The organism is Pseudoalteromonas nanhaiensis (genome assembly GCF_051235485.1).
In the GTDB taxonomy this organism is placed as follows: Bacteria; Pseudomonadota; Gammaproteobacteria; order Enterobacterales; family Alteromonadaceae; genus Pseudoalteromonas; species Pseudoalteromonas lipolytica_C.
The window spans coordinates 19,514-33,008 of sequence record NZ_JBPNYQ010000002.1 but is presented as its reverse complement, the minus strand read 5'-3'; the positions used below and the strand labels follow the sequence as shown (position 1 = coordinate 33,008).

Genomic DNA, 13,495 nt, shown 5'->3' with positions numbered 1-13,495 from the left:
TAAAATGTTGTGCTTATTTAATAGCATATAAATGAATCAAATTAAGCTTAATGCAGAATTCATAAGTAAAAAATCATTGTTTTTACGTATGAGTATCTGGCTCTTTGTATTAAATACAGAGTTTACAAAGCATTAATGACGCTATTATGACACCGGTGTCAGGTAGCGTCAATACACATACCTTTTTAAAGGGTATTATAAAAATCTGGTCCGATGCCCTTATTAATTTGATATACTAACCCCAGCTTGCTGCGTGCCTTTTATAGATTTATAGCAAGTTAGCTCGGAAACTCGCATTTTTGGGCTGCTTGGGTATAATGCGCGCGTATTTATTTTGATTAACTAACCAATAGTTGTTACCGAGGAGGACACTAAATGCAAGTTGCATTAGTAGGGTTAGGCGTTATGGGTAAAAATCTTGCCCTCAACCTGATTGAAAAAGGGCTGACATTAGTAGCTTATGATAAAAACCCAGATGCGGGTGCCGAGTTACTAAGCTGTGCGAAAGCACTAGGTTTGGCAGACCGTTTACATATTGTGTCTGATTTAAATGATATGGTTAGACGCTTAGAGCCGCCTCGTTCGATTCTACTTTTAGTTCCTGCTGGTGAATTGGTTGATAAAGTATGTACAGAGCTTGCAGAAGCAGGCGTTGACAGTGATGACATTATCGTAGATTGCGGCAATAGTAACTATAAAGACGGCATAAGCCGTAAACTTAAATATCAAAACAAATTTGAATTTGCCACTATGGGTATTTCTGGCGGTGCCGAAGGTGCTCGTCACGGCCCAGCTATGATGGCAAGTGGTTCAGAAGGCGGCTGGGAGCGTGTTGAGCCGTGGTTTGAAAAAGTAGCTGCAAGCTATAAAGGTGAGTCATGCTTTGCTCGTGTAGGCCAATCTGCAAGTGGTCACTTTGTGAAAATGGTTCATAACGGTATCGAATATGCGTTAATGCAATTAATTGCAGAAATGTATCAATTATTGCGTTTAGGCACGAATCGTTCACCAAAAGAAGTTGCTGACATTTTTAATGAATGGTCTGAAGGCACATTAAATAGCTACTTACTGTCAATCTCAAGCCATATCTTGAGCCTCGAAACAACAGAAGGTGAACCGCTAGTTGATTTAATCGACAACAAGGTTGGCGCTAAAGGCACTGGTTTATGGACTGCGCAAAATGCGCTAGAGCTTGGTATTGCTGTACCATCATTAGTGGCAGCTGTTCAAGCACGTCACTTAACAAATACTTGTGATACGCATGCTGCTAAAGAAATGACTTACGCTGCTAAAGCAACTGACACAGTTGATTTAGACTTAGCTGAGCTAAAAGATGCATTCACTCTGGCAAGTTTACTTGCTTATCGTCAAGGTTTAGCACTTATCAAAGGTGCGTCACGCGCTCATCAGTGGAAAGTTGATCTTTCTAAAACGCTACAAACATGGCGCGCAGGTTGTATTATCCGTGCTGATTACTTAGACAACGTTGCTGAAGGTGTAGAATTTATTGATTCTATGCAGCGTGAGTCAGCGGCTTTACGTAAAGTGACAGGTGCAGCGGTTGCGTCTGGTCTTGCTTTCCCTGTATTAACAGCTACGCAAACTTACATTGCGACGTTAACGACACCAAGCAATGGTCACCTTGTGCAAGCACAACGAGATTACTTTGGTGAACATGGCATTAAAACCCACAGCGGTGAAATATGCCATTTAACTGACTTAGTTGAGATTGACGAAAAAGTTCGTTAATCATCAAAAAACTAAAAAAGGCACCAATTGGTGCCTTTTTTTAACGGCTTAACTCGCCGCGAAGGTTATCTTGCATCAAGTGTCGAATTGTTTCTACTTCAAGTTTTTGACTAAATAAGTAGTGCAACTTGGTCAAACAGGCTTCTAATGTCATATCATAGCCGCTAATAACACCGCAATTAAGCAAAGCATTCCCTGTGGCATAGCCGCCCATATTCACTTGGCCTTTTAAACATTGCGTTAAATTAACAATCACCATACCGCGCTTACTTGCATCATTCAGAATATCTATAAATGCAGAGTCTTGTGGCGCATTACCCACACCAAAACTCAAGAGCACCAAGGCCTTTATATTGTCGTTTACTAAACTTTTTACCACTTCAGGGCTGATACCCGGATATAAGTAAAGTACGCCAATAGGCTGTGGAGTAATATTGGAAACTTGCAGTGCATTATCAACGTAAGGACTTAACTGGCCTTTGATAAGTTGAATATTAATTCCTGACAATGCTAAAGGTTCAAGATTCGGAGAGGCAAATGCATCAAAGCCATCAGCATGGGCTTTTGTTGCACGGTTACCACGGAATAATTGGTTATTGAAGAATAGGCTTACTTCAGCAATCGGGTAATTAGCTGCTAAATACATTGCATTGAGTAAGTTGACTTGGCCATCAGAACGAAGCTGCGAAAGCGGAATTTGCGAGCCTGTGACAATCACAGGTTTTGTCAGGTTCTCGAACATAAATGACAGGGCAGAAGCGGTATAAGCCATAGTATCTGTACCGTGCAGAACCACAAAGCCATCATAGTCTTGGTATTTACTCTTAATATCGTCAGCAATTAGTTGCCAGTGGGCAGGTGACATATCTGAAGAATCAATCAGTGGACAATATTCGTGAATATCAAACAAAGGCATTTCGTCACGATTAAATTCTGCATTATTGACCACAGTTTCGGTTAAAAAACCTTCAGCCGGTACATAGCCTCGGCTCGATTTTTTCATCCCGATGGTACCACCTGTGTAGGCGATATATATACGTTTACGTTTCATAAAAAAGGCCCAGTTAAATAACTGGGCCTAGTATACCTAAAATTGAATTGCTAAGTAACTTATTGAATTACATTACACACCAAACAACGAGCGTATACGCCTTGTGGATCGTTGTAATCTTTAAGATTGTCAATTTCACTACTTAGTTGCTTGATCAGGCTCTGTAAATTAGCTTGTGTAGCCAATACTGATTGTGATGAATCAGACTTAGCAAAGAAGCTTTTAACTGCTGCTGTACCAAAGATATCTTGAAGCATTTGCTCTTGCGGTGTAAGCGATTGTTTGATGGTTTTAACATCATAATGCTTAAGTTTAGCTAGTTCAGCGGCAGCTTCAATTGCATCTTGCTTGTCACCCAGTTTATCAACTAAACCAAGCTCTTTTGCTTGTGTTGCAATCCATACACGACCTTGAGCAATTTTATCTACTTGTTCAGGTGTCATATTGCGCGCTTCAGCCACAACATCTAAAAAGCGTTTATATGCATTTTCAACACTTAGTTGGATAATATCTGCCATTTTCTCATCAAGCGGTCGCGCAATTGAGAAGCCTGCAAGATCTGTTGTCGCAACACCATCTGAATAAATACCCAGTTCAGCCATAGTATTTTCAAATGTCATGAACGTACCAAACACACCAATTGAACCTGTGATTGTGCTAGGTGCAGCCCAAATTTCATTGGCGGCAGAGGCAATCCAGTAACCACCCGATGCTGCTACCGAGCTCATAGAAGCAATAACCGGTTTACCAGCAGCCTTCAGAGCTAAAACTTCAGCTCGAATAACTTCAGATGCGAACATACTGCCGCCGCCTGAATCTATACGTAATACCACTGCTTTTACTTTGTCATCTAAACGAGCTTTACGAAGTAGGGCAGCTGTAGAATCACCACCGATTTCACCGGCTTTACGTTCGCCATCGACAATAGTGCCTTTAGCAACAACAACCGCTACTTTTTCAGTGATTGGGTTGTCAAATTCAACAGGTGGTTTTACCAATGATAGATATTCACGGAAACTGACTTGCTTAAAGGTTTTACCGGTTTCTTCTGCACCGACTAATTCAATCAGTTGTTGGCGAATTTGCTGTGATGTTTTTAAAGAATCAACCCATTGATTGTTCAAAGCGTACTGACCAGAGTTACCGTCAACGGCCTGCATTTTAGCTAAATACACATCCATATCTTCATCAAAATTGCTTTCATCGAATGGGCGGCTTGCAGCAACATCTGTTTTATATTCATTCCAAAGTGCTGTTAACCAAACGCTGTTCGCTTCTTTAGCTGCATCAGACATGTCATTGCGAATAAATGGCTCGACTGCTGATTTATAAGTACCAACACGGAAAATATGCTGTGTTACTTTTAGCTTTTCTAATGCTTCTTTAAAGTAAAGAGGGAACATGCCATAGCCTTCGATACTCACACCACCGTATGGATGCATTGAGATTTCGTCAGCATGAGCTGCAATATAATATTGTGCTTGAGTGTAATAATAGCCTGTAGCAATAACTTGTTTACCAGCCGCTTTAAACTCATCAATAGCCTTAGTAATTTGCTTAAGTTTATTGATGTGTGCACTAGGCATTTTTTGTAGGTCAAGTAGCATTACAGTGATGCGATCATCATTGGTTGCTTCGTTGATAACTTCGATTACATCATCAAGTAAAATTTCTGATGGTGCTTCTTTACCCATAGTTGCGTCATTAATCGCAGCTTCTACAGGATCAACGTAAGTTTTTTCTTCAACTATTGGGCCATTTAAGTTGAGGCGCAACACAGTTCCGTCTGCTACTTTTACTTTGTCTTCTTCACCTGTTATTGCAACGAAAAAGAGTATTACTAGTAATAAAAATAAAATGTTTAGGACTAAACGGCGGGAGAAGTTAATCCCAGTCCAAATGCCTTTAAATATCTTTGCTAGCAAAATAAATCCTTAATTCAATACAGCTTTGTAATGACTCATCTTAGCTTAGATTAACTTTAAATTTAACTGTTAAATAGTAACAGAGTGTTTAAAAAGACAATTTGCTACAGAATATTTACTAGCGAAAAGTTGATTATTCTAAGTTATTACCGCAGAATCTATTTCAAGTAGAGGTTCGACCAGTTAACGGGGCACACAATGTTAGAACAAAAATTACAATTACAGCATACCGAACTTCGTAACCGTTTGGTTATGGGATCAATGCATACCGGCTTAGAAGAGGGATGGCACAACCGTAAACGCTTGCGCGCATTTTATGAAGCACGTGCAAAGGGTGGCACTGGATTAATTATAACTGGTGGTTACAGTCCAAATTTACGAGGTAAGCTATCACCTTTCGCCTCAACGTTTAACTCGTTTTATGATGTGATTAAACATCGCGCATATACGGATGCAGTGCATCAACATGGCGGAAAAATTTGCTTACAATTATTACATGCTGGCCGTTATGCATATCATCCATTTAATCAAGCACCAAGTGCTATTCAAGCACCTATAAATCCTTATAAACCTAAAGAAATGTCGTTAGGCTCAATTAAAAAGACTATTAAAGACTTTGCAAACTCAGCAAAACTAGCTGAAAAAGCAGGTTACGATGGTGTTGAAATAATGGGATCTGAAGGCTATTTGATTAATGAGTTCATGGCTAACCATACTAATAAACGTACGGATAGTTATGGAGGTAGCCTTGAAAATCGTATGCGTTTAGCTATTGATATTGTAAAAGCTGTACGCGCTAAAGTAAGTGAAAAATTTATTATAGTATTTCGTTTATCTGTAATGGATCTGATCCCAAACGGCTCGACACCTGAAGAAGTTAAACAGCAAGCGCTTGCACTTGAAAAAGCGGGCGTTGATATCTTTAACACGGGGATTGGTTGGCACGAAGCACGTGTTCCAACAATAGCAAGCATGGTACCACCAGGCGCCTTTAAAGAGGCATCAAAACGTTTAAAAGATACAGTATCGGTACCGGTAATCGCAGTAAACCGCATTAATACACCTGAAATAGCCAATGGTATTTTAGAAGCGGGTGAATCTGATCTAATTTCGATGGCACGTCCTTTATTAGCGGATCCTGAGTTTTTTAATAAATACGTAAATAACAAGTCAGAGCAAATCAATATCTGTATTGGCTGTAATCAGGGTTGTTTAGACCATGTATTTAAAAACAAACGTGCGACTTGCTTAGTTAACCCACAGGCTGCTTTTGAATTAGACTATAGCCTTGAAAAAGCGTCATCTTCTCGTTTAGTGCTTGTTGTTGGTGCAGGCCCCGCTGGTCTGGCTGCTAGTTGCTATTTAGCAGAAAAAGGTCATAAAGTGACTCTAATTGAGCGTAAAGAGCAGATGGGCGGTCAATTTAATTTAGCAATGCAAGTACCTGGTAAGGAAGACTTTAACCATACTCTTAATTACTTTACTAATGAGTTAAAACGCTTAAATGTTGATTTAAAGCTAGGCACTGAATTTACAGAAAACATGCTTAACCAATACGATGATGTTGTGTTTGCAACAGGTGTTAGACCTCGTGAAGCAAAAATTGAATGTAACGATGGCAAGCGTGTGTTTGCCTATGATGAAGTGATCCGCGGTGAGGTAGAGCTCGGTAACAAAATAGCGATTCTAGGTGCCGGCGGTATTGGTTTTGATATGGTTGCCTTTTTAAGTGAACACAAAGGGCAAACTATTGAGCAATTCAAAACTCAATGGGGTATTGAATGTGATGCTGCACCTGAAAAAGATAACCGCCAAATATACATGCTTAAGCGAAGTGCAGGGCGTTTTGGTAGTGAACTGGGTAAAACAACGGGTTGGATCCATCGTCAAGTTGCTAAACAGCATGGTGTAAAACAAATTGCTGAGTGTCAGTACCTTAGCTTTGACAACCAAGGTTTGAAAATTACTGTTAAAGGTGAAGAGCAAATCTTAGATGTTGATACTGTGATTGCTTGTATTGGTCAGGTTTCAAATACAGAAACATTCGAAAAACAAACAGAAAACGCCAAAGTTCACGTTATTGGTGGAGCCAAACTAGCTGCCGCTATTGATGCGAAACGTGCGATTTTTGAAGCTCTACAAGTCGCCCGTAAAATTTAATTGAAAGTAAACTAGAAAACCCGCGGTCTGTGTGATTAATCTAATTAGTCACGAGACCGCAATGTTGATCACACACTTATTACCTCTTTACCAACGCATCTTAACTAAACTTCAGTTTTTAGATGGACTACCCAGCCTATTTATTCGCTTAATCTTAGCCCCAGTGATGATCATTGCCGGCTTTAATAAACTTGCCTTAAGCGGTGATGTTACCCATTTTTATCAATACTTTTTAGCCTCTGATGATATCGTCGCTTGGTTTGGCAATAGTGAATGGGGCTTAGGCCTACCAATGCCCTCTGTACTGGCCTTTTTAGCAGCATGGACAGAGTTTTTAGGCGGAATTTTGCTGTTATTTGGTCTGTTCACACGTTTAGTAGCAATCCCCTTAATGATAACTATGCTTGTTGCTGCAACGACTGTACACGCAAGTAATGGCTGGTTTGCCGTTACCCCAACAGATGCGAGTACCAGCCCTGCAAGAGTCCTCAGTTGGCTTGCAATTCCTGCAAGTGAAGCCAGTTTGATCAATTCAAAAGAAGCGGGTGAGAGATTAACTAAAATGCGCGAGTTATTAGAGACTCATGGTTATACGGAATACCTTTATGCGAAAGGGAAACCTGTAATTTTAAATAATGGTATCGAGTTTTCAGCGATCTATTTCGTGATGCTACTAAGCTTATTTTTTTCGGGGGGAGGTCGCTATTTTAGCCTCGATTATTGGCTTGTTAGAAATCGCACTAAGCTCTTTATTGCAAGTGAATATAAATGATAAGCTAGAACTTTAATGCCTTTATAAAATGAGGCGCTGTATTAATGTTTTAATAGGAATTAAATGGACGCTTTAACTCTTTTACAAACTCGACAATCAGATCCACGTCTTATTGCTCCGGGTCCATCAGAAGAACAGCTTGAGATTATTCAAAGAGCTGCAATAAAAGTACCGGATCATGGTTGCCTTGCTCCTTGGCGTTTTATTGTTGTTGAAGGCGATGCTCGGCATAGATTAGGTGATATTTATCATCAAGCTGCAGTTGCTGAAAATCAAGATGAGCGCACGGTTAATCGTGCAAAAGAACTACCACTTCGCGCCCCTATGATTATCATTGCCATTGCTGATGTAAAAGAAAACCCTAAAGTGCCACGTATTGAACAAGTTCAAAGTGCTGGTTGTGCAGTGCTTGCCATGCAGCAGGCCGCTTTTGCCCAAGGATTAGGTGGAATTTGGCGCACAGGCTATTTTGCTCAAAGTGAATCAGTCAAAAAAGCTTTAAATTGTAAAATTGATGACGAGATAGTTGGCTTCTTATATTTAGGTACTCCTGAAGTTGATATTAAAAAGCCTATTAGGCATAAACCAAATACTTTTTTTGAGAGACTTTAAAAATTAGGAACTTTTTTATATTTATGCAGTCAGATGCTATTAAGCTTGCATGTGTTAGTTTAATTAATTTAGGCTGCAGTGTAAGAATTATTAGGATGCAAAAAACAAAATAATTATTCTTCAGTGTGTTTTTTAATCGGTTGTTTTTTGTTAACGTAGGGATAGTCTTAAAAAATAACGATAAAGAAGACGAGGACAATGGGAAACTTATTTTTACGAGAAAAAGAAAATTGGTTCGCTTGGTCAATATGGGGCATTATAGGTGCTGCCGTCACTTTCTTTGTGGCTATCTCAACTAGAGCGCCACAATTTCTTGGCTTATCTGCTATTGGGTTTTTGTTGTTACTTACGTGGTGGATGCACAGTACTAAGCGGTTTGATTTTGGTCGCGCTTTTAAAGTTTGTTGTTATGTATTGACCTTAACCTGCTTACCCGCATTTTTATTAGTGATAGTACCGAATAACAATCTAAACAAAATAGACGTTATTGTTCAGGGGGCAGGGTTTGCTCTTATCAGTTTACTTGTCTGTTTTGTCTGCTCAATGATTGCGCGTCGACCTAAACAGTATTACTAAATATGAGTTTTTATTGTTTTTTTACAATTAAGGCTTTACATCGACCACGGTAACTAATATTATGCGCGCCGTACGGAGAGATGGCAGAGTGGTCGAATGCACCGGTCTTGAAAACCGGCAGGGGTTTGTAGCCCCTCTAGGGTTCAAATCCCTATCTCTCCACCATTATTTAAAAAAACCGCCTACAGGGCGGTTTTTTGCTATCTGGAGATAAATAATGTCAGCAAGCACACCTTCTACACCTATAAGAATGATAAAGCATGTTTTACTTTGGTGTATCTTCTCTTATTTTTATCATAGTGGCATTAATGTACTTGTTGCTATGGCTCATGATGCACAACCAGATTACGGATTGTTATCATCAATTGCGTATGGCATTGGTTTCAATGTACTCGTAGGTCATTTAATTGGTAAGTACGACAAACATTGGCCTGTTATTGCGGCAATATTTATCGCTGTAGTTGGGCTTGTCGTAGTGCCATTAATATTAATGGGGCAGGCGAGTTTAAAAGATACATATTTTATTTTGGCTATGGTGATAAGTTTACCGGTTGCAACATTAGTCATTGAGAAAATAAAGCAACGAATTAGTTTAAACACTGAGCAAACGCAATAAACTAAGCGATATTCGTTGTTTTTTTATGTTAGTATGGGCACGTCTTTTAACTAAATAAACGTGAATTTAAACATGTCAGATAATTTTACAACAGACGCTGAAAAAGCAAGTTACGGTATTGGTTTACAAATGGGTGAGCAATTAAAAGCAAACCCTTTTGAAGGTTTAAACTTAAACTCTGTATTTGAAGGTATGAAAGACGCATACACTGGTAATGATTTCCAAGTTGAAATCCCAGCAATTCAAGCTGCCTTTGAAAAGATCAATGCTGAAATCCAAGCTCGCCGCGAAGAAGAAGCTAAAGTACTTGCTGCTGAAGGTATTGCCTTCTTAGAAGAAAATGCAAAACGTCCTGAAGTAACAGTAACTGAGTCAGGTCTTCAATACGAAGTGCTTACTGAAGGCAATGGTGAGAAACCAACTGTAGATTCAACAATTCGTGCGCATTACCATGGTACACTTATCAATGGTACGGTATTTGATAGCTCTTATGAGCGTGGTCAACCAGCCGAATTCCCAGTGGGTGGCGTTATCAAAGGTTGGACTGAAGCAGTACAAATGATGGGTACTGGTTCAAAATGGCGTTTATACGTACCGCATGAGCTTGCTTATGGTGAGCGTGGTGCTGGTGCTGCAATCGCACCTTTCTCAACACTAATCTTTGATGTTGAGCTATTAGAAATCATCTAATTGATTTTAATAGGTATAAAAAAACCTGCTTTAAGCAGGTTTTTTTATGTCTGAAATAAACAGCTAATTAACTATTTGACTCAGCGTATTCTTTACACTTAACTTTGTCCTCACACTCACCATAAAGGTAAAGAGAGTGGTTAGTTAATTTAATGCCATTTTCTGTAGCAATCTCTTCTTGACGACGTTCGATTAAATCATCTTCAAATTCAACAACCTTGCCGCATTTAAGACAAACGAGGTGGTCATGGTGAGTGCTACCTGATAATTCAAATACTGACTTGCCGCCTTCGAAGTGGTGGCGAGATACAATACCTGCATCATCAAATTGGTTAAGTACACGGTAGACAGTTGCAAGACCAATCTCTTCGCCTTTGTCTAATAGAATTTTATAGACATCTTCAGCGCTGATGTGTTGATTGTCTGGAGATTGTAGAATCTCTAAAATTTTAATACGCGGCAAAGTTACTTTTAACCCTGCTTTTTTTAGTTCCAAGTTGTGATCAGTCATTCAATCTGTCTCAATTTATTTAGTTATACTAGGCATCATTAAGATGCACACGACACATTAGCAACTGTTAGAATAACGTGCCTAGTTACTAAGTGCAAAGAACAATTCGTTTGATTGCTGTTTTTTTAGACGAAAACGAACTGGTTGTGCATCTTTACATCAGCTAGTAAATGCGAGTAGTACTTGTTATTAATCAGCAAGTTCCGCTAAACACATCTCTTCATAAACTTGAGCGCACCAGTCTTTTACACGTTGCTCTGTCAGTTCAGGTTGACGATCTTCGTCAATCCCTAAGCCAACAAACGTTTTGTCATCAATTAATGCTTTTGATGCTTCGAAGTCATAGCCATCAGTTGACCAGTGACCTACTACAATCGCGCCACGCTCAGTAACGATGTCATTGATCATACCCATTGCATCTAAAAAGTATTCAGCATAGTCTTCTTGGTCACCACAACCGAAAATTGCAACCAGTTTACCTTCGAAGTCTACTTCTTCTAATTCAGGGAAAAAATCATCCCAGTCACATTGCGCTTCACCGTAGTACCAAGTTGGAATACCGAATAACAATAAATCGAATTCAGCAATCTCTTCTTTAGAACTTTTTGCAATGTCATGAACCGCGACTAGCTTTTTACCTAATTCTTTTTGAATCATTTTAGCTACGTGTTCAGTATTACCTGTGTCGCTTCCGAAAAAAATACCTACGCTTGACATGGATTTAAAACCTTCTATCTATCAATAGCCAATCTTTCTTGTAAAATTGTTTCAATCAACGCGCTACGGCTAATATTCTGCGCATCTGCCATATCGCTTAATGCCTGATATAACTGTGATGAAACCTTAAATTCTACACGCTTTAAACCACGTGCTTTATCTCGCTTTATTTGATTACGTTTATTTACTTTTAATTGCATGTCGCGAGGTAGGGGATTTGTTTTAGGTCTACCTGGACGTTTCTCGTATTCAAATAAATCGGGTGTTGTTCTATCTGTTTCTGATTTTGCCATATCTAGCCCACACCTGCGCCTTGCCAAAAGACTTGAATAAGACCTTTAGCTATAAACCCAGAACAGCCTAAGAATAGCACTAACCAAACGATGTATCGGCCAAATTTTGGTACATCACCTTTTTTAAGGACGTCTTGAATTGCCATTCCAATAAAAAAGAAAATGCCGGCTAAGCCAAAATACAACCCTAAGGTATCAAATTCGTTAATTAACTGACTGACCATCAACGTATAAACCTTCAAAATAAACGGCGCGTACTATACCACACAAATTCATAATAATTTAGTGCGCACGATCAAAAACAGCGAAATTTATCTGTCTTTTATGTGGCTAAAAAATCGCTAATTGCTTTATTTACGGCAAGCGGTTTTTGTGCGTGTAACCAATGACCAGCGCCATGAATTATTTTTGCTTTAGCATTAGGAAATAACGCCATAATTGCAGGGCGGTGCTCAGCTAAAATGTAGTCTGAATCATTACCTTTGATGAACAAAGTATCACATAAACAAGAATCATTTTCATCAACTTGAGCTAAAATATTTTCATATTGCTGATATATAACCGCTAAATTAAAGCGCCATTGGTAGTGGCCTTGATCGTTCTTTGCAAAGCTCTTTAATAAAAACTGGCGTACACCCACTTCATCTATGTGCTTTGCAAGGACTTCATCAGCGGCTTTCCTGTCAGCAACATTCGACTCGGCTACTTCATTCAGGCCTGCGAAAATAGCACTGTGACGAGGGTTATTAGCAACAGGAGAGATATCTAACACCACTAGTTTATTGATTAGCGCTGGGTGATTAAGGGCTAATTGCATAGCAACTTTACCGCCCATTGAATGACCAATGATGTGAGCTTTATTAATGTTCAAGTGTTCAAGTAACTCACTGACATCTTGAGCCATAGCATGATAATTCATGGTATGGCTGTGGAATGATTTACCATGATTTCGTAAATCGATATTCGTTACGCGGTAATTTTCAGCTAAGGCTTTTGCGATTACATTGAGGTTTTCTAACGAGCCAAACAAACCATGGATCAACACAACGTCTGAACCTTGACCCATTTGTTGGTAGTTTAATAGCATTTTCAACTCCTAATTTTAATGGCAGTATTTTGCCTAGCGAAATAACAAATTGCAAAACATAGAGAATTACTGCGAGCTTAGGTATAATCATCGAGAACTTTTATAATGTGACCCGTAAAGACAGGAATAACATGAAAAAAATTGACATAGACGACGAGTTATATCAATACATAGCTAGCAACACGCAAAGTATTGGTGAGAGCGCTTCCACTATTTTACGTCGTTTATTAAACCTTTCTGATGGCACCTTAGCGCCCGTTGAAACAGCAACTAGCAAAACTGAACAAGAATCTCCAGTTGTTGAACCTGAACAAGCAATAGATCAAGAACCAGCCCCTAAACACGATGAACCTGAACAAGTCGAAACTGTCACAACAGCGCAACAAGTCAAAGGTAATGTGTTTAATGTGTTAAACAAAGAAGAACTGGCAATGCAAAAAGGTGTTGTTGGTCGTTTCTTATTTATCTTGGCTGCGCTTTACAGAACACACAAAGCAGATTTTGCGAACGTTCTAGAAATTAAAGGCCGTGACCGCGTCTATTTTGCAACAAGTAAAGAGGCGTTGCTTGAAAGTGGCAGTAGTATGAATCCAAAAAATATCACCGATACAGAGTATTGGGTGATGACTAATTCAAATACAACCAGAAAAAAAATGATGCTTCATGAAGTGGCCTTAAGCCTAGGCTATAGTGCGGACGAAGCAGAAAAAATTCGTGATTACTTATAATAGGTAAG

General features: G+C 39.2%; 15 protein-coding genes and 1 tRNA gene. 9 read left to right on the top strand and 7 right to left on the bottom strand.

Features of this window, described 5'->3' with window-relative positions:
• Positions 1-375: 375 nt before the first annotated feature.
• Complete coding sequence (gene gnd / locus ACSFVZ_RS02450) at positions 376-1,749, top strand: NADP-dependent phosphogluconate dehydrogenase (protein WP_435558009.1); 1,374 nt, start codon at positions 376-378, stop codon at positions 1,747-1,749.
• A 40-nt stretch (positions 1,750-1,789) separates the two neighbouring features.
• Here the strand turns inward: gnd and ansA are convergent, their stop codons facing one another.
• Positions 1,790-2,800, bottom strand: a complete 1,011-nt coding sequence (ansA, locus tag ACSFVZ_RS02445) for an asparaginase (protein ID WP_135924396.1) — start codon at positions 2,798-2,800, stop codon at positions 1,790-1,792.
• Positions 2,801-2,859: 59 nt separating this feature from the next.
• The gene (gene sppA / locus ACSFVZ_RS02440; RefSeq protein ID WP_138556893.1) at positions 2,860-4,725 is read right to left on the bottom strand and encodes a signal peptide peptidase SppA; all 1,866 of its coding nucleotides are present in this window, start codon (positions 4,723-4,725) and stop codon (positions 2,860-2,862) included.
• Positions 4,726-4,923: 198 nt separating this feature from the next.
• Between sppA and ACSFVZ_RS02435 the strand changes: the two genes are divergently transcribed.
• The 7 genes from ACSFVZ_RS02435 to bamJ all read left to right on the top strand — a co-directional run bounded on the left by ACSFVZ_RS02435 (position 4,924) and on the right by bamJ (position 10,151).
• Positions 4,924-6,885, top strand: a complete 1,962-nt coding sequence (locus ACSFVZ_RS02435; RefSeq protein ID WP_435558008.1) for an oxidoreductase — start codon at positions 4,924-4,926, stop codon at positions 6,883-6,885.
• Positions 6,886-6,946: 61 nt separating this feature from the next.
• Positions 6,947-7,657: an HvfX family Cu-binding RiPP maturation protein gene (locus ACSFVZ_RS02430; protein ID WP_435558007.1), complete on the top strand. Its 711-nt coding sequence runs from the start codon at positions 6,947-6,949 to the stop codon at positions 7,655-7,657.
• A 63-nt stretch (positions 7,658-7,720) separates the two neighbouring features.
• On the top strand, positions 7,721-8,269 hold the full coding sequence (locus tag ACSFVZ_RS02425; RefSeq protein ID WP_435558006.1) for an NAD(P)H nitroreductase: 549 nt from the start codon (positions 7,721-7,723) through the stop codon (positions 8,267-8,269).
• A 198-nt stretch (positions 8,270-8,467) separates the two neighbouring features.
• A complete protein-coding gene (locus tag ACSFVZ_RS02420; protein WP_435558005.1) occupies positions 8,468-8,845 on the top strand; it encodes a hypothetical protein in 378 nt (125 codons plus the stop codon).
• 74 nt (positions 8,846-8,919) lie between these two features.
• A tRNA-Ser gene (locus ACSFVZ_RS02415) sits at positions 8,920-9,010 on the top strand.
• A 52-nt stretch (positions 9,011-9,062) separates the two neighbouring features.
• Positions 9,063-9,461, top strand: coding sequence for a hypothetical protein (locus ACSFVZ_RS02410; RefSeq protein WP_135924402.1), 399 nt, complete (start codon positions 9,063-9,065; stop codon positions 9,459-9,461).
• 72 nt (positions 9,462-9,533) lie between these two features.
• Positions 9,534-10,151: a BamJ family beta-barrel-assembly machinery protein gene (gene bamJ / locus ACSFVZ_RS02405; protein WP_135924403.1), complete on the top strand. Its 618-nt coding sequence runs from the start codon at positions 9,534-9,536 to the stop codon at positions 10,149-10,151.
• Positions 10,152-10,218: 67 nt separating this feature from the next.
• On the opposite strand, the gene fur is transcribed toward bamJ, so the two are convergent.
• The 5 genes from fur to ACSFVZ_RS02380 all read right to left on the bottom strand — a co-directional run bounded on the left by fur (position 10,219) and on the right by ACSFVZ_RS02380 (position 12,759).
• The gene (fur, locus tag ACSFVZ_RS02400; RefSeq protein ID WP_135924404.1) at positions 10,219-10,662 is read right to left on the bottom strand and encodes a ferric iron uptake transcriptional regulator; all 444 of its coding nucleotides are present in this window, start codon (positions 10,660-10,662) and stop codon (positions 10,219-10,221) included.
• A gap of 189 nt (positions 10,663-10,851) precedes the next feature.
• Positions 10,852-11,379 (bottom strand): flavodoxin FldA, encoded by a 528-nt coding sequence (gene fldA / locus ACSFVZ_RS02395; protein ID WP_135924405.1) that lies wholly within the window; start codon positions 11,377-11,379, stop codon positions 10,852-10,854.
• A 14-nt stretch (positions 11,380-11,393) separates the two neighbouring features.
• Entirely contained in the window at positions 11,394-11,672 is a 279-nt protein-coding gene (ybfE, locus tag ACSFVZ_RS02390; RefSeq protein ID WP_004586673.1) for a LexA regulated protein, read from the bottom strand.
• 2 nt (positions 11,673-11,674) lie between these two features.
• Complete coding sequence (locus ACSFVZ_RS02385; protein ID WP_062569139.1) at positions 11,675-11,896, bottom strand: DUF2788 domain-containing protein; 222 nt, start codon at positions 11,894-11,896, stop codon at positions 11,675-11,677.
• A gap of 98 nt (positions 11,897-11,994) precedes the next feature.
• Positions 11,995-12,759, bottom strand: coding sequence for an alpha/beta fold hydrolase (locus ACSFVZ_RS02380; protein ID WP_435558004.1), 765 nt, complete (start codon positions 12,757-12,759; stop codon positions 11,995-11,997).
• 131 nt (positions 12,760-12,890) lie between these two features.
• Here ACSFVZ_RS02380 and seqA point away from each other — a divergent pair, with 131 nt between their 5' ends.
• Complete coding sequence (gene seqA / locus ACSFVZ_RS02375; protein WP_435558003.1) at positions 12,891-13,487, top strand: replication initiation negative regulator SeqA; 597 nt, start codon at positions 12,891-12,893, stop codon at positions 13,485-13,487.
• Positions 13,488-13,495 lie beyond the last annotated feature (8 nt).